General features: G+C 64.6%; 13 protein-coding genes. 2 read left to right on the forward strand and 11 right to left on the reverse strand.

Features of this window, described 5'->3' with window-relative positions:
• Positions 1-3: 3 nt before the first annotated feature.
• The 3 genes from F1002_RS04145 to F1002_RS04155 are packed head-to-tail and all read right to left on the reverse strand — an operon-like array spanning position 4 to position 2,931.
• The gene (locus F1002_RS04145; RefSeq protein ID WP_150427742.1) at positions 4-1,347 is read right to left on the reverse strand and encodes a fused MFS/spermidine synthase; all 1,344 of its coding nucleotides are present in this window, start codon (positions 1,345-1,347) and stop codon (positions 4-6) included.
• The gene (rarD, locus tag F1002_RS04150) at positions 1,347-2,234 is read right to left on the reverse strand and encodes an EamA family transporter RarD (RefSeq protein WP_150427743.1); all 888 of its coding nucleotides are present in this window, start codon (positions 2,232-2,234) and stop codon (positions 1,347-1,349) included. Before rarD ends, F1002_RS04145 begins: the two co-directional genes overlap by 1 nt.
• 4 nt (positions 2,235-2,238) lie before the next feature.
• Complete coding sequence (locus tag F1002_RS04155; RefSeq protein ID WP_223879448.1) at positions 2,239-2,931, reverse strand: DUF599 domain-containing protein; 693 nt, start codon at positions 2,929-2,931, stop codon at positions 2,239-2,241.
• A 145-nt stretch (positions 2,932-3,076) separates the two neighbouring features.
• Here F1002_RS04155 and F1002_RS04160 point away from each other — a divergent pair, with 145 nt between their 5' ends.
• Both F1002_RS04160 and F1002_RS04165 read left to right on the forward strand, forming a co-directional pair.
• On the forward strand, positions 3,077-4,219 hold the full coding sequence (locus tag F1002_RS04160) for a GGDEF domain-containing protein (protein WP_150427745.1): 1,143 nt from the start codon (positions 3,077-3,079) through the stop codon (positions 4,217-4,219).
• 67 nt (positions 4,220-4,286) lie between these two features.
• Positions 4,287-4,604 carry a hypothetical protein gene (locus tag F1002_RS04165; RefSeq protein WP_150427746.1) on the forward strand — a complete coding sequence of 106 codons (318 nt, stop codon included), beginning with the start codon at positions 4,287-4,289 and terminating at the stop codon, positions 4,602-4,604.
• Between the two features lie 38 nt (positions 4,605-4,642).
• Here the strand turns inward: F1002_RS04165 and F1002_RS04170 are convergent, their stop codons facing one another.
• The 8 genes from F1002_RS04170 to F1002_RS04205 all read right to left on the reverse strand — a co-directional run bounded on the left by F1002_RS04170 (position 4,643) and on the right by F1002_RS04205 (position 15,129).
• Positions 4,643-5,197 carry a PleD family two-component system response regulator gene (locus F1002_RS04170; RefSeq protein ID WP_223879449.1) on the reverse strand — a complete coding sequence of 185 codons (555 nt, stop codon included), beginning with the start codon at positions 5,195-5,197 and terminating at the stop codon, positions 4,643-4,645.
• A gap of 192 nt (positions 5,198-5,389) precedes the next feature.
• Positions 5,390-5,986, reverse strand: a complete 597-nt coding sequence (locus F1002_RS04175) for a DUF4124 domain-containing protein (protein WP_150427747.1) — start codon at positions 5,984-5,986, stop codon at positions 5,390-5,392.
• Between the two features lie 35 nt (positions 5,987-6,021).
• Positions 6,022-9,123: an efflux RND transporter permease subunit gene (locus F1002_RS04180; protein ID WP_150427748.1), complete on the reverse strand. Its 3,102-nt coding sequence runs from the start codon at positions 9,121-9,123 to the stop codon at positions 6,022-6,024.
• A gap of 9 nt (positions 9,124-9,132) precedes the next feature.
• Positions 9,133-10,362 (reverse strand): efflux RND transporter periplasmic adaptor subunit, encoded by a 1,230-nt coding sequence (locus F1002_RS04185; RefSeq protein ID WP_223879450.1) that lies wholly within the window; start codon positions 10,360-10,362, stop codon positions 9,133-9,135.
• A 114-nt stretch (positions 10,363-10,476) separates the two neighbouring features.
• Complete coding sequence (locus tag F1002_RS04190) at positions 10,477-11,193, reverse strand: sulfite exporter TauE/SafE family protein (protein ID WP_223879451.1); 717 nt, start codon at positions 11,191-11,193, stop codon at positions 10,477-10,479.
• Positions 11,135-12,193, reverse strand: coding sequence for a 4Fe-4S binding protein (locus F1002_RS04195; RefSeq protein ID WP_150427749.1), 1,059 nt, complete (start codon positions 12,191-12,193; stop codon positions 11,135-11,137). Before F1002_RS04195 ends, F1002_RS04190 begins: the two co-directional genes overlap by 59 nt.
• Positions 12,187-13,020, reverse strand: a complete 834-nt coding sequence (locus tag F1002_RS04200) for a DUF4198 domain-containing protein (RefSeq protein WP_150427750.1) — start codon at positions 13,018-13,020, stop codon at positions 12,187-12,189. Before F1002_RS04200 ends, F1002_RS04195 begins: the two co-directional genes overlap by 7 nt.
• A gap of 9 nt (positions 13,021-13,029) precedes the next feature.
• Positions 13,030-15,129, reverse strand: coding sequence for a TonB-dependent receptor (locus F1002_RS04205; RefSeq protein WP_150427751.1), 2,100 nt, complete (start codon positions 15,127-15,129; stop codon positions 13,030-13,032).
• Between the last annotated feature and the right edge of the window lie 98 nt (positions 15,130-15,227).

Below are 15,227 nucleotides of genomic sequence, written 5' to 3' on the forward strand. Positions count from 1 at the left end.
TGCCTAGCGAGAGCGGGCGCGGTCCACGTCGGCACGGTTCGTCTCGTCGCTGTAGACCAGTCCGCTGCCGGGACGACTGCTGGCAAAACAGGCGACTTCCACGTTGGCCAGCGGCTTGCCCTTTTGCAGCACGTCCACGGCGCAGCGCCCGAATACGCGCTCTATCGTGTTCAGCAGATTGCGGGCATACGGTGTTTCCAGCTTGCCGTCGAGGATCAGGTTGGCTAGGAGAACGCCATCGGGTTTCAGCACCTTGCGGGTGCCGGCCCAGAACTCAAGGGTCACCAGGTGGCTGGGTATCGCGGTGTGTGAGCTATAGACGTCGACAACCAGCGCATCGAAACGGCGCTCCGTCGTGGCAACGAAGCGCCGGGCATCGTCGGCGATAAACTCGCCACGCACGGCATCCCGCAGGAAATGCCGTTCGGCGATGTCGCGGATTTTCGGATCGATATCGACATAGGTGTAGCGATTGAGCGGCTCCCGGTGCGACAGGGTGAAGCCGCCGGCCCCCAGAACCAGGATATCCCGCTCGCGATAACCGAGGTCGTCGAGCAGGATTTTGCGCAGATGCCGGATATAGCGCGTGTAGTGGGGCGGTTCGCTATCGTCGATCAACGAGGCGAGGGATTTGTTGACCATGAAGGCGCGTGGGTTCTGCTGGCCTTCGAGCACCACGCTGCTGACCTCATATTCCGCGTAGGCGGTATCGGCCGTGAGCGTTTGCCGGGTATTCAGTACGCCGGCGGCAATGAGGGTGGCCAGAGAGAGCGCTGCCATTCCGGGTTGCCGGCCGGCGAGCAGCAGGACGCCGATGAGCAGCCCGCCGCTGCAGGCAAGAATCGCCGCCGACACCCCCAGCCACTGCATGACCAGCAGGGACAGCGATAGCGAGCCGAGGAACGATCCCAGCGTCGACCAGTAGAGCGCCATGCCGCTGGCCTCGCCGCTGCGCTGGGTCTGCATCAGGTTGGTCAGAATGGGCACGGTCTGGCCAAGAAGCCAGGCCAGAGGGCAGAGGATGGCGGCGATGAAGCACAGGTAGGCGAACCAGGTCGGCTGCAGGTGGGCAAACATGCCGTCAACGCTGGTGCCGGCCAGTCCCAGCCCGGCCAGCATGGCCGAAATCAGAAAATTGCGGGCGACGATCCGGCGGTAGTCGGCGGCTACCCTGGCGCCGGATGCATAGCCGAGTGCCAGGGCGAGCAGGAAGAAGCCGATGGTCGGCGCGGTGACAACGATGGAACTGCCGACATGCGGTACCAGGCGGCGTAGCGCAATGACTTCGGCGCCGAGCGAGCAAAACCCTTCAATGAAAACGATGGTGTAGAGGAGGGCGCGCGACATCAGGCGGTTGTCCGGTATTTCCGCCAAGTGCTCCAGCTGAAGACGAGCAGGCTGATCCAGATCAGGCTGAAGCTGATCAGGCGGGCCGTTTGCAGCGGTTCATCGAACAGGTAGATGGCCGTCAGGAACTGCATGGTCGGGTTGATGTACATCAGCATGCCGACGGTCGCCAGGTCGAGGCGTTGCGTGGCGGCGGCGAAGGCCATCAAGGGCAAGGCCGTCATGATGCCGGCGCCGATCAGCCAGCCTGCCGTCGATGCGGAAGGGACGGCAAAGACGGTGTGGCCGGTTTGTGCCATCCACAGGGCGTAGAGAGCGCACACCGGCAGCATCCACAGCGTTTCCAGCCACAGGCCGGACAGCGCATCGACCGGTACCTGCTTGCGTACCAGACCGTACGTGCCGAAGGTGCCGGCAAGAAAGAGCGATACCCAGGGCAGGCTGCCCAGCGTGGCTACTTCGTTACCGATGGCGGCGATTGCCAGTGCAACCGATACCCATTCAAGGCGATTGAGCTTTTCCTTGAGTACCAGCAGGCCGAGGAGGATATTCACCAGCGGCGTCAGAAAGTAGCCGAGACTGGAAGCGACGACCTGCTGGTTGGCTACTGCCCACAGGAAAACGAGCCAGTTGCTGCCGACCAGAAGGGCGGCAAGAGCCAGCATGCCCAGTTGTCGTGGCGCCCTGACGATGGCGGCAACATTGGCCCAGCGGCCGCGCAGCGTCAGCAGCAGGCCGACGAAAACGCAGGCCCAGACGGCGCGATGCGACAGCACATCCATCGGTGGAACGTGCGACAGCTGTCGGAAATAGAGCGGAAAAAACCCCCAGATGCCATAGGCCAGCAGGCCGTAGCCGATGCCGGCCGCCGAGAAGGATGTACGCACGGGTTCAGTCCGGGGCGCCGAGCACGGCCAGCGTGGATGATTGATAGTCGCGCCGATACAGCACGACGAGCACGGCCAGCGCGAGCGCGGTGAGGACGATCGGGCTGAGCAGCCAGCCGGAGGCGGCCAGGCCGAAGTAGTAGGCGCGGATGCCCCGGTTGAAGTCGTCGCCCGCGAGGTTGTTGGTTCCCGCCAGCCGTCGCGCATAGGCATCGATACCCGCTTCGCCCGTCTTGCCCGCCGGTGCGGCGCCGACGAGGATGGAAAGCAGGTTGAACTGGCGCAGGGACCAGGTGAACTTGAAATAGGCAAAGACGAAGCTGGCGAGCAGCAGCATCAGCTTGACCTCGAGCAACTCCTGATTGCCGGCGCCGCCGAAGGGCAGGTCGGCGGTGACGCTGAGCAGCTTGTCCGCGGCGCCCAGTGCCGCGACAAGGCCGGCGATGATGTAGATGGTGGTGTTGGCGTAGAACGAGACCGAATTGACCAGATTGCCGATCAGCGTCGAGTCCATTACCCGTATATCGCGTTCCAGCATGCGGTAGGCCCAGAGCAGGCGGTACTGCTGGGTGGTGCCGATCAGTCCGTGGGCGCCCCGGCGGCTATGTTCGGAAAACCAGGCGTAGCCCGCCCAGCAGGAGAAGAAGGCGATCAACGCCAGCCAATCGACCACGGCAAGATGGGGCAAGGCATGCATTCCGGTATATTGCCACATCGCTGGAGCTGGCGATATTGGGGAAATCCGCGCTTTTTCCGTCATTCAAAGTGCTATTCTGAGCCTCGTATCTCGTCGCCGACAAGACGGGAACACCCGACAAGAGATTGATCTAGGCGCGTCGATAATGACAAAGATGCATCTGCTGACGCTCGGATTTCGCGATTCCGCAACGGAAGTGGCATTCGTTCGCCATATTTTGCCGCGACTGCGCCTGCAGGGCAGGGCAGCGATCATTCTGGGGGCTGTCGTTTATTTTCTCTACGGTGCGGTGGATCACCTGTTCGTTCCGGCCGATCTGCTTGGCGAGGTATGGCTGGTTCGCGTGCTGGCCTTGATCGTGCCGGTGAGCGTGCTGATCCTCACCTTCCTGCCATGGTTCGAAAGGCATAATCAGCTACCGCTCGGGCTGGTCGGCCTGTCGGCGGCGCTGGGGTTGATTGCCATGCTGTGGGGCCTGCCGCTCGAGAGTGCCGCTTACTGTTTTCCGGGCATGATGCTGGCAACGTTTTATACCTACAATCTGCTGGGCACCCGCTTCATCCATGCCTTGCTGATCAATGTTGCGGTGCTGCTTCTCTATAACGTGCTGTTTGGCGTCGTTCGTCAGTTTCCCGAAGCGGTGCTGCTCAGCCAGAATTTCTTCCTGGTCTCGGCCAACCTGATCGGTGGCGCGGCAGGCTATCTTGCCGAGTTTTACCGCCGACAGCTCTTCTTGCGCGAAGTGCAACTCGATGATGAACGTCAATTGCACTTGAACCGTTCGCTGCATGATCGCCTGACCGGGCTGCCCAATCGCGATCTGCTCGACGACCGCATCAATCAGGCGCTCGCCCTGGCGCGGCGCGATCAGGCGCGTCATGCCGGGTTTTTCATCGATCTGGACGGCTTCAAGAACATCAACGACTGCCTTGGCCACGACCATGGCGACCTGGTTCTGCGCTGCGTTGCCCGCCGGCTCGAATCGGTGATGCGCGAGACGGACACCATTTCACGCATTGGCGGTGACGAATTTTTCGTGCTGGTGCAGGATATCGGCTCCTGCGACGGGGCCGCGCATCTGGCGGAAAAGTTGATCGCGGTGATCGAACAACCGATTCCGGAGCTTCACGGTCGCCACCTACTGAGCGCCAGCATCGGCATCTGTCTTTTTCCGTACACGGGGCTGGCGAATACGCCGGACGGCATTATTCGCAGCGCCGATCTGGCCATGTACCAGGCCAAGGCGGATGGCAAGCGCTGCCACCGCTTCGCCGAAATGCCGGCGTGAGCGGAGGCGTTCCGACAGGCGGAAACTCCTGTATCCTGCTCGCCTTTGACCGATTGGGGAGATGACTATGGGACAAGCCAAACAGCGGGGCACCCTGGCGCAGCGGGTTGAGCAGGCGCAGGCCAAGGTCGAGGCGACTCGTCCGGAAAAGCTGGTTTGCAATCACTGCAGCGCCGACGTGACGCAGATCAATCCGGTGAGTACGCGCGGTCTGCGCGGCCTCGATGCGATCTGGGTCGGTCAATGCGAGTGCGGCCACACCACGTTTGCCGCTTCCGGCGACCCCAAGGCGGTCGAAGCCTTTTTCTTCGCGCTCAGCGAGAATACCGAACTGACGCTGGGCAGCCAGAGCAAGGACGGCAGCCAGCACGAGACGGCTGCCTGAGGTCTTGCCGGCTTCGGCGGCGCCGGCGACCCCGGCGCTTAGTGTGTTCCGGCGACTTCGGCGGCGCGCTGCTCGCCTGCTGCCGTGGCGCGACGAGGGATCAGGTTCTCGTCAAGCAGGCGCTCGATCCGGAAGAAGATTTCGTATCGCGAGAACGGTTTTTTCATGAAATCGTCGGCTCCGATACGGGTGCCGAAAAATTGCTCCATGGCCTGCTCGTTGCCGCTCATCATGATGACGGGGATGTCGCGAGTCATCGGGTCGCGGCGAATGGCGCGCAGCGCGGCAAAACCGTTCATGCCAGGCAGCACGATATCGAGAAAGATCAGATCCGGCTTGTGTTCACGCAGTTGTTCCAGTCCGGATTCGGCATCCTCTGCTTCCAGTGTTTCGTAGCCGGCCGAGCGCAGGAACTTCTTCAGCGCCGTCACGATGGTCCTGGAGTCGTCGACGATGAGTACCCGGGTGCCTTCTCGCGCATTGATACGGGTTCGCTTGCGCCGCTCGACGACGCTCTCGGTGACGTTCGGAAGCGTCGCTTCCTTTGCTTCGCCTTGCCCGAGCAAGGCCCGGATCTGATCAAGTATTCCCACCCTGTTTCCCCGTGAAGTTCGGTCGCCCGATGGCTGATTGAACAGGCAGCATTTTATGATCGAATCATTGCGCGCCGGAAGGCATGATCTCAAAAATGCCTGCATTTCGGATCGATATCGCGGAGTTCGTCCTGAGGATGAATGCTTCTAGGGGCGCTTTTGCCAGGTCCGCTCAGGCGGTGCCCCGGAGGGTCAGCGCATGCACGGTTTGCCCGGGGCGCAGATAACCATGCCCTGGCCGCCTGGCGGCGTGGTTGCCGGCGGTTCGGGTTTTGGCGGCCTTGGTTGAGGCTGGGGGTGCGGATAGTGAGGGTGGTGGGGATAGACCGGAGGAGCCACATAGACCGGTACATGAACGGTCTGTGCTGGTTCGGGCGGGCGAATCAGGTTGCGGCACTCGGCTTCCAGTTGTGCTCGCTGGGTTGCTTCGAGGGCGCGCTGTGCGACGTCGCGCAGGCAGGCATCGGGGTCGCCGTAGCTGCGCGGCGGATTCGCCGTGGCCGCCTGTTTCTGGCTTTGAAGCTGTCGCTCGGCGGCGATGTCGGCCCGCTGGGTGCTTTCGCGCTTCTCCACGTAATTGCGCATGCGTTCGACGTCGCGCTCGGCCTGCTGGCGGCTCGTCTCGGACACGGCCTCGTCGGGGCGTACGGCCAGCGTACCGCTGCCGCCCGGGCAGGGCGAGTTTGAAATCTCCGTCTTGCCGTTCGGCAGGCGGCATTTGTAGATTTCGGCACCGGCCGGCTGGGTGAGCAGCAGGCCGGCAAGAAGAGGCAGGGCTATCCGGTACATGGTCTTGTTATAGCTTAAACGCCGTACAAGACAATTCAGTTGACCGGATTTTCCGCCGTCTCGATTTCCGGCACCTGGCCGGATTTGTCGGTGAATCGATCGAGGTAGATATAGACGACCGGCGTCAGGTAGAGCGTCAGGAGCTGCGACAGCATCAAGCCACCGACCACGGCCAGACCGAGCGGTTGCCGCACTTCCGCACCGGCGCCGATGCCCAGGGCGATGGGCAGGGTGCCGACCAGGGCGGCCATGGTGGTCATCATGATCGGTCGGAAGCGGACCAGGCTGGCCTGGAAGATGGCGTCATGGGGCTGGGCGCCCTCCTTGCGCTGCTTTTCCAGGGCGAAGTCGATCATCATGATGGCGTTTTTCTTGACGATGCCGATCAGCATGATGACGCCGACGAAAGCGTAGAGACTGAGGTCGACCTTGAAGATGAGCAGGGTGATCAGCGCACCAAGACCGGCGGAGGGCAGACCGGAGAGGATGGTCAGCGGATGAATGAAGCTTTCGTACAGCACGCCGAGCACCAGGTAGACGACCAGCACGGCGACGAGCAGGAGGATGCCGAGCCCCTGCAGCGAAGACTGGAAGGCCTGGGCGGTGCCCTGCAGGCTGGTGGCCAGCGAGACCGGGACGCGGATTTCCTGCTCGAGCGCCTTGATGCGATCGACGGCATCGCCCAGCGAGACGCCGGGCAACAGGTTGAAGGAGATGGTGACGGATGGCAGCTGCCCTTGGTGATTGACGGTCAGCGCCTGTGTCTTGCGCGTGAAGCGGGCGACGGTATCGAGCGGAATCAGCTTGCCGTTGCCGCGCACGTAGATGCGCGACAGGACCTGCGGGTCGGCCTGGTATTCCGGTGCAACCTCAAGAATGACCTGGTATTGCGCCGTGGAGCCGTAGATGGTGGATACCTGGCGGGCGCTGAAGGCGCTCTGCAGGGCATCCTCGACCTGTCCGAAGGTGAGTCCGAGCGAGGACAGCTTGTCGCGGTCGATGTCGATACCGACCACCGGGCTGAGGTTGCTCAGGTTGTTGGTGACGTCGACGAAGCCGGGCAACTGGCGGATCTTCTGGGTCAGCGTGCCGGTCCATTCGTACAGCTCGTCCAGGTCGGTGTCCTGCAGCGTGTATTGGTATTGCGCTGCGGTGATCTGGCCGCCGATACGGATCACCGGCGGGTTCTGCATGTACACCTTGATGCCGGGAACCGCCGCCAGTTTGGGGCGCAGGCGCTGGATGATCTGGTCCGGCATCGATTTCCGCTCGCTGGCCGGCTTGAGGATCATGAACACCGTGCCGGTATTGGCTGTCGGGCGGATGCCGCCGGCGCCGACGGACGACATGAAGGAGGCGATGTCCGGTTCCTGGGCGACGATGTCCGCTACCGCACGCTGGTGGGCGACCATCGCGGTAAAGGAGGCATCCTGCGCCCCTTCGGTGAAGGCGATGATCTGGCCGGAGTCGCCGCTCGGGATGAAATCCTTGGGCACGTGCGTGAACAGGTAGCCGGTAAGCAGCAGCGTGGCGACAAAGCTGGCCAGGATGGTTCGCGGGTGGCTCATTGCCAGGCGCAACGTCTTCTCGTAGCCGGCATGGAGGCTTTCGAAGAAGCGCTCGAAGAGCTGGAAGACTCGGCCATGCGAATCCGGCTCGGCGTGGCGCACATAGCGGCTGCACAGCATGGGTGTCAGGGTCAGCGAGACGAAGCCGGACACCAGGATGGCAACGCAGATGGTGACCGCGAATTCGTGGAGCAGCCGGCCGACGATGCCCTGCATGAAGAGCACCGGAATGAACACGGCAATCAGCGAGATGGTCATTGAGATGATGGTGAAGCCGATCTCCTTGGCTCCCTTGATCGCCGCCTGGAACGGCGGTTCGCCGGCCTCGACGTGGCGGACGATGTTCTCCAGCATGACGATGGCGTCGTCGACGACGAAGCCGACCGACAGCGTCAGGGCGAGCAGCGACAGGTTGTCCAGGCTGTAGCCGAGCACCGACATGGCGGCAAAGGTGCCGACGACCGAGATCGGTAGCGCCAGGCTGGGGATGACGGTGGCCGAGAGATTGCGCAGGAAAAGCAGGATGACCAGGATGACCAGCACCGCCGACAGGATCAGCGTGAATTGCACGTCGTCGATGGCGTGGCGGATCGAATGGCTGCGGTCGAACAGGATATTCATGTTCACCGCGGCCGGCAGCTTGGATTGGAAGGATGGCAGGACGCGCTTGATGGCGTCGACCGTCTCGATGGTGTTGGCGCCGGGCTGGCGCTGGATGGCCAGCACGATGGCGCGCTTGTCGACGTTCCAGCTGGCGATGCGGATGTTTTCGACGCTGTCGATGGGGGTGGCCACGTCCTCCAGGCGTACCGGGGCGCCATTGCGCCAGGTGACGATGAGCGGCCGGTAGGCAGCGGCATCGTTCAGCTGGCCGTTGTCCTTGAGGGCGAAGGTCTGGCGGCTGCCGTCGAGCTGGCCGACGGGCTGGTTGACGTTGCCCTGGGCGATGGCCTGCTGCAGCTCGTCAATGCCGATGCCGCGGGCGGCGAGCTGGTCCGGGTTGGCCTGGACACGCACGGCGTACTTCTGCGAGCCGTAGATCAGCACCTGGGCGACGCCGGGGATGGTGGATAGCCGCTGGGCCAGCTGGGTTTCGGCGTATTCGTGGACCAGCGACAGGGGCAGGGTCGGCGACGACATGGCGATGTAGAAGATCGGCGAGTCGGCCGGGTTGACCTTGCGGAAGGAGGGGGGCGTCGGCATGTTGGGCGGCAGCTTGCGCTGGGCCGCCGAAATGGCCGACTGTACGTCTTGAGCCGCCGCGTCGATGTTGCGGTCGAGGGCGAACTGCAGGGTAATGGTGGTCGATCCCTGGGCGCTGGTCGATGTCATCGAGTCCAGCCCGGCGATGGTCGAGAACTGGCCTTCGAGCGGCGTCGCGACGGCGGCGGCCATGGTCTCCGGCGAGGCGCCGGGCAGGCTGGCGCTGACCGAGATGGTCGGGAAATCGACGGCCGGCAGTTCGGAAACCGGGAGCGAACGGTAGCCGATGATGCCGAAGATCAGTAGTGCCACCATCAGCAGGGTGGTCATCACCGGTCGCCGGATGCACAGTTCAGGTAGGGTCATGAATGTCCCTTATTTGGCCGGTGCGGCCGTAGCGGAAGGGGCCGCTCCAGCGGCCGGCTTCGCCATGACGGTGGCGCCCGGCGCCAGGCGCAGCTGGCCGTCGGTGACCACCGTTTCGCCGGCCGCCACGCCCTTGCCGATGGCCGTCATGCCCTGGTGGCTGGCGACGATCTCGAGTTTGCGGACTTCGACCGTGTCGTCGCCTTTGACGACGTACAGGAAATTGCCTTCGGCGCCCTGCTGGATCGCCTCGTTCGGTACGAGGACCACGCCGGTGGCCTTGTCGAGCATCATGCTGACGTTCAGGAACTGGCCCGGCGTCAGGCGTGCCTGCTTGTTGTCGAGCACCGCCTTCATCTGGACGGTGCCGGTGGTGGCATCGACCGCGTTGTCGATGAAGCGTGCCTTGGCCTCGAAGGCAACCTGTTTGTTCCCCGGCAACGCCAGTTGCACGGTCATCGGGCCCTTGCTGACCGCCCGGTGCAGGGTCTGCAGATGCCGTTCCGGGACGGCGAAGCCGACATAGAGCGGATCGACGCGATTGACGACCGCCAGCGCCGTGTCGTTGATCTTGACCGTCGAGCCAGGAAAGACCAGGCGAGCGCCGACGATGCCCGAGAAGGGCGCGCGCACGGCGGTGTAGGAAACCTGCAGGCGGGCCAGTTCGAGGGCCGCCTGGTCGGCCTTGAGCGTGGCGGCGGCGGCCACCTCGTTGGTGCGGATTTCGTTGACCTTCTCGTCAGAGACGAAGCCGCGCGCCTTCAGCCCCTGGTAACGCTCCAGGTCGGCCCGTGCCTTGGCGAGTTGCGCCTGGTCACGGGCCACCACGGCCTCGGCCTGCGCCACGCGGGCCTCGAAATCGGCCGGGTCGAGGCGAACCAGGACATCGCCCTGCTTGACGGATTGTCCCTCGGTGAAAGCGACCGACAGCACCTGGCCGTCCACGCGCGACTTGACGGTGACGCCCTCGTAGGCTTCGGCCCGCCCGACGACATTCAGGAACACCGGCATCTCGCCGCTCTCCGCCCGGGCGACGATCACGGGTACTGGCGGGGCGGTCTTGGCAGGGGCGGGTGTGGCCGTTTTCTGGACGGTCCACCACCAGACAGTGCCGCCGAACAGGGCGGCGATGACGAGGGTGGTGAGCGGTTTCTTGAGCTTGGGCATGGTCGAAGCAGCGGGGCGGTGGGAGCGAGTCGGGTGGCGTCCGGGACAGGGCACCGGTAGCGTGCCGTCCATTGGTGACGAATCCTAGCATGCCCCAGGGGCGGCGGCTTGCAGGCGCGGCGCTCGACCGGCGCATCGGGGACTCAGCCCTTCCCCGTGCGCATCGCGCCTACGCTGCGACAGGGGTTAGGCGAGTAGCCGGCGGAGGCCGAGCAGGATCAGGACGGCGGCCGATGCCCAGATCAGCCAGCGCGACAGCCAGGGGCGGCCGACGCGCAGTTCGCGGCCGAGCCGGCCGGCGAGGGGGACGAGGATGAGGATCGGCGTCATCGCGGCCCCGAGGCCGAAGGCCAGGCCGTAGCTGGCCCCGGAGAGGGCGCTGCCGCTCTGGGCGGCGAGGGCCAGCAAAGAGGCGAGCGGCGTGCACGGGGTAAGGGCCAGGGTGGCGCCCAGTGCGAAGGGGGGCGCGGCGTCGGCGCGGCGCTGAAAGCGCACGGGCTGGGCGGTCGGGCGCTTTGGTCGGCATCCGGCGACGTGGGCGCGTACGATGAGCCACAGCCCGGCGCCGATACTGGCGCCGCCGATCAACGCATTGCCCCAGGTGCCGCCCAGCAGCCGGGCGAGGTGCAGCCCGGCCATTCCGGCCGACGTGGCGAGCAGGGTGTACATCAGTACCCGGCCAGCGAGGAAGACAGCGGTATGGCGGAAGGCTTCCGCCGTGCCGCTGGAGCGGCCGAGCGCCCAGGTACCCATGAAGGGGAGACAGGTGACGGTGCACGCCGTCAGGCCCATCGAGACGCCGAGCAGCCAGACGGTGCCGAGACCGACATGGCCGGCCGCAAGGTCATCGAGCATCGGCCGCCTCGTCGCGCTGCATGAAACGTAACGGCTTGACGCTGCCATCCGGCAATTCGCTGCGTACCTTGTCCTTGTAGTAGGCGCGGCGCGACGAGAACAGGGCAAGCGGCCCCCATTTCAGCCGGATCGTCCCGTCCTGCGGGCAGTATTCGGCGCACCGTCCGCACAGCGTGCAATCCTCGGTATAGGCCTTGCGTCCGGCTTGCTGCGATATTTCCTCAATATCCATGGGGCAGGCATCGCTGCAGATGCGGCACTGACCGCAGTTGGCGTGCGCTGTCTTGACCAGGCGCAGCGGCGACAGGCGCTGGAACAGCGCGTTGAAGGCGAGCAGCGGGCAGATGCGGCAGAAGGGCTGGCGGATGGCCAGGCCGCCGACGATCATGAAACCGATCAGGAAGTCGGCGGCGGCGCCGAGCGCAAAGCTCCAGCCATCGCCGACGCGCAGGGCGAGCTGATCGGTGTTGCCGGTAAGCAGCGTGGTGGCGACGCGCGACGGGCAGATGTCGCAGTAGGGATTGCCAAGCGCATGAGGCGTCACGCCAAGGCCGGTGAGCAGGGGCAGCAGGAAGACCAGTCCGAGCAGAAGCAGCCACTTGACCGGACGCACCCGGTGCGCGGCGAGCAAGTCGGCGGACGTCAGTCGGCGCAGGCCGATCCCGAAGCGGCGACCGATCCGCCCGACGACTTCCTGCAGGGTGCCCAGGGGGCAGACCCAGCCGCAGAACGCCTTGCCGAGCACGAAGAAGAAGGCGAAGAAGGCGAGGAAGCTCATCAGCAGCGGCAGGATCATCGACAGGGTCAGTTGCTGGGCGCGCACCATCGCCTCGCCGATGCGATGGTGCAGGATGTGCTGGGTGGGGATCAGCACGCAGTAGCCCCCGTTCATCTGGTCGTAGGCGCAGGACAGCGCGGGCAAGGCGTTGGAGATCTTGCCGGCCATGTAGGTGCCGACCAGGACGCTGCCGTAGACGGTGACGAAGAGCATCGCCAGCTGGATCGCGAAGCGCAGCCGGGAGAGTGTGGGAATGAGGGTTTTCAACACGATGACTCCTTTGCGGGGCGACGGCGTAGCAGCGGCAAGGCGCCGAGCATGCCGGCAAGGCCGAAGACGGCCCCCCAGCCGAGGCTGCGGCCGCGTTCGCTGTCCGGTGCGTAGGTGTGGTTGAACGAGGTCACGAAATGCCGGCCCGCCTCCTGGCGCTCGGTGCTCAGCACGAATCCGGCCTTCGCCCGGGCATGCCCGTCACCCTCGGTATCGGGTGGAAAGTCGCGCGGGAAGAGGACGGTGGCGATGCCTTCGGTGTCCGTTGTGAACGCCGTTCGCGTGCCGCGCTCGGTTTCCATGCGGACGATCTGGCCGGCCAGGGGACGTCCCTCGTAACGAACGATGAAGCGCCATTTCTCGCTTTCGCGATAGCTGGCGTGCTCGCGCGGCAGCGGATCGGGGACGATCTCCAGTTCGTTCTTGATGCGGCGCAACAGGTCGACCGGAGCGGGGCCCGGGTTGCTCGCATACCAGATGGTCGAGGCGATCGCCACATGGGCAGGTGTTTCGGCACGGGCGCTCAGCCAGTGGTAATTGCCGGATTCCGGGGCCGGGCTGCGCAGGCGGGCGACGCCGGCCTCGACCGGAAAAGCCTGTTCGCCGCCGCGCGGGCCGAAGACGTGGATCTCGCTTGCATTCAGTCCGACCGGCCGGTACGGCGCCGTCGTGCGATCGCCGCGATTGCCCGCAGCGGCGACGATCAGCGCCTGCCCGGTCCATGGTGGGGCGGCGCTGCCCGGTGCGGCGGGGTGGCGGTCGTGCGACTGGGCGAGCGACAGGCTGCTGGCCAGTGCCAGGGCCAGCATCGATACGGTACGGTGCATGGCGTTCTCCTAGCGGAAGTCGTAGCGATAGGTCAGCATCAGCGCGCGCGGGGCGCCGACCGTGTAGGTGACCCGGCCGGTCGTGTCCTTCTTGGCTTCGGCGGCGTAACGCTGGTTGAACAGGTTGTCGGCGTTGAGCGTCAATGAATGCTGGTTCAGCTGGTAGCCTATCGAGGCGTTGGCTATCCATTCCCAGCCTTCGTATTTCTGCGTGTTGGCGCTGTCCATCCAGTACTCGCCCCAAGTGTTGGCCGACAGGCGTGCGCGCCAGCCGCCCTGCCTCCAGCCGGCGAAGACGCCATACTGGTGGCGCGGCACGAAGGGCAGCGCATTGCCCGCCCGTTGCTGGTTGACGGTGGCGGCACCGACGCGCACCGGTTCCGAGAACTCCGTATAGCGGTAGCGCGTATGGCTGTAGTAGCCGCCGATTTCCCAGTGCTTGTCCAAGGCGTAGCGACCGGCGAACTCGAAGCCTTTCTTGTCGGTCTTGCCCGCGTTGAGGTAGGTCGTCACGCCGCCGTTGCTCTGCTGCACGATGTCCTTGCTCACCGGGTTGACGTAGGCGCTGGCGTCGATGGACCAGTTGTCGGCGCGGGCCTTCAGGCCCAGTTCGTAGTTGCGGGCGACCGGGGCCTCCAGCGCCGGGTTGGTCGAGACCTCGCTGAACGAGGGAATCTGGCCCGCCTGGGCAGCCATCGCGAAGATGTTCAGGCCGGGTTGCAGGCGGTAGCTTGCGGCGATTTTGGGTGCCGGCAGATGGAAGGTCTTGCTGATCTGTGTCGATCCGGCGCCGGCGACGTAGCGGCCGGAAGCGTAGTCGTACTTGCGGAACTGCCGGTTGTTGTCGTCGAAGTCGACGACGTCGTAGCGCAGGCCGGCGTCGACGATCCAGCGTTCGTTCGGCCGCCAGGATTCCTGCACATAGACGCCCGTCAGCAGGGTCGTCGCGTCGTCGATTTCCGCGAGTCGTCCCCTGGCGTCGGATCGTGTGGCGACGATGCGGCCGCCTGCCGTGGCGACATCGCGGTACTCGTACTTGCGCGAATCGGGTGCGCGCTCACGGCGCGCCGTGACGCCAGCGACGAGCGTCCCTCCGGCATGGCGGTAGTTGCCTTCGATATCGACCCCGAGATTGGAAACCCAGGATTCTGTTTCGTTGATGAGTCCGGTGACCGGATGGTAGTGGTACCAGGTGTTGTAGTAGAGGCGGGGCTTGAAGGTGAAGTCGCCGCGGCGCATTTCCAGTCGGCTGTTGAGGAACCAGACCTTGGAGTAGCGTCCCGAGTGTTTCCAGGCCTCCGGGGTGCCGTTCTGCTTGCCGGTTCGCTTGAAGGTCTGGAACAGGGTCTCGTCGACTGCCCCGGGGAGCTGCATGTTGGATTCGGCGTAGGAAATCTCGCTCTCGATGACGTCCGATTCATTGATCTGGAGGCCGTGCTTGAGCGATGCCTGCGTCGTGTCGAAGCGGTTCCAGAAGCGCCAGTCATTGTCCATTTCGCGGCGGGTAACCGTCAGGGCCAGGGCCTGGCGGTCGTCGACCATGCCGCCGACGCGCAGGTGGTAGTTCTGCGTCCCCGACGTGCCGGCGCCGATCTTGAGATTGTTGGCCCGGTTGTCGAACACCGACTTGGAGATGATCTGGATGGCGCCGCCGGCGCTGCCCGCGGCAAACAGGTTGCCGGGACCCTTGGCGATCTCGATGCGCTCGATGTCCTGTGTGTCGACGAAATCGAGGCGGGTGAAGCTGTCGGGGTCGGAGAGAGGGACGCCGTCGCGCAGCACCTGGATTTCGCGGATTCCGAATGCCGCCTTGAGGCCGGCGCCACGGATGATCAGGCGGGCGTCGAAGCCGCCGTTCTTGCTGTCGACCAGCACGCCGGGAACCTCCTGCAAGGCTTCCTTGACGTTGAACATCTTCTTGTCGGCCAGCGTTTCCTTGCCGACGACAGCGATGGCCTGCGGTACCTCACCGGTGGCGCGCGTTTCCCGCGTCGCGGTGACCGAGACTTCGTCGAACACCTTGGCGACATCGCCCGCCAGTGCGCCGCCCGTTGCCAGCGAGCAGGCGCAGAGCACCCCGCAGGGCAGCAATCCCTTTTTCTGTTTCATGAACTCCCCTTGTGTCGTTTTTTGAAATTTGGGGAATGGTAGTGATCGCCCATGGGGCAGGGCAGTGACACGTTGTCACATGCGGCAACGTGTCGCAG

The organism is Dechloromonas sp. CZR5 (assembly GCF_008711155.1).
GTDB lineage: Bacteria > Pseudomonadota > Gammaproteobacteria > Burkholderiales > Rhodocyclaceae > Azonexus.

Coding starts and splice junctions, on each gene's coding strand:
- F1002_RS04145 (WP_150427742.1), bottom strand. CDS start 1,347: ATGTCGCGCGCCCTCCTCTACACCATCGTTTTCATTGAAGGGTTTTGC.
- F1002_RS04155 (WP_223879448.1), bottom strand. CDS start 2,931: ATGCATGCCTTGCCCCATCTTGCCGTGGTCGATTGGCTGGCGTTGATC.
- F1002_RS04160 (WP_150427745.1), top strand. CDS start 3,077: ATGACAAAGATGCATCTGCTGACGCTCGGATTTCGCGATTCCGCAACG.
- F1002_RS04165 (WP_150427746.1), top strand. CDS start 4,287: ATGGGACAAGCCAAACAGCGGGGCACCCTGGCGCAGCGGGTTGAGCAG.
- F1002_RS04175 (WP_150427747.1), bottom strand. CDS start 5,986: ATGTACCGGATAGCCCTGCCTCTTCTTGCCGGCCTGCTGCTCACCCAG.
- F1002_RS04180 (WP_150427748.1), bottom strand. CDS start 9,123: ATGACCCTACCTGAACTGTGCATCCGGCGACCGGTGATGACCACCCTG.
- F1002_RS04185 (WP_223879450.1), bottom strand. CDS start 10,362: ATGGACGGCACGCTACCGGTGCCCTGTCCCGGACGCCACCCGACTCGC.
- F1002_RS04190 (WP_223879451.1), bottom strand. CDS start 11,193: ATGGCAGCGTCAAGCCGTTACGTTTCATGCAGCGCGACGAGGCGGCCG.
- F1002_RS04200 (WP_150427750.1), bottom strand. CDS start 13,020: ATGCACCGTACCGTATCGATGCTGGCCCTGGCACTGGCCAGCAGCCTG.
- F1002_RS04205 (WP_150427751.1), bottom strand. CDS start 15,129: ATGAAACAGAAAAAGGGATTGCTGCCCTGCGGGGTGCTCTGCGCCTGC.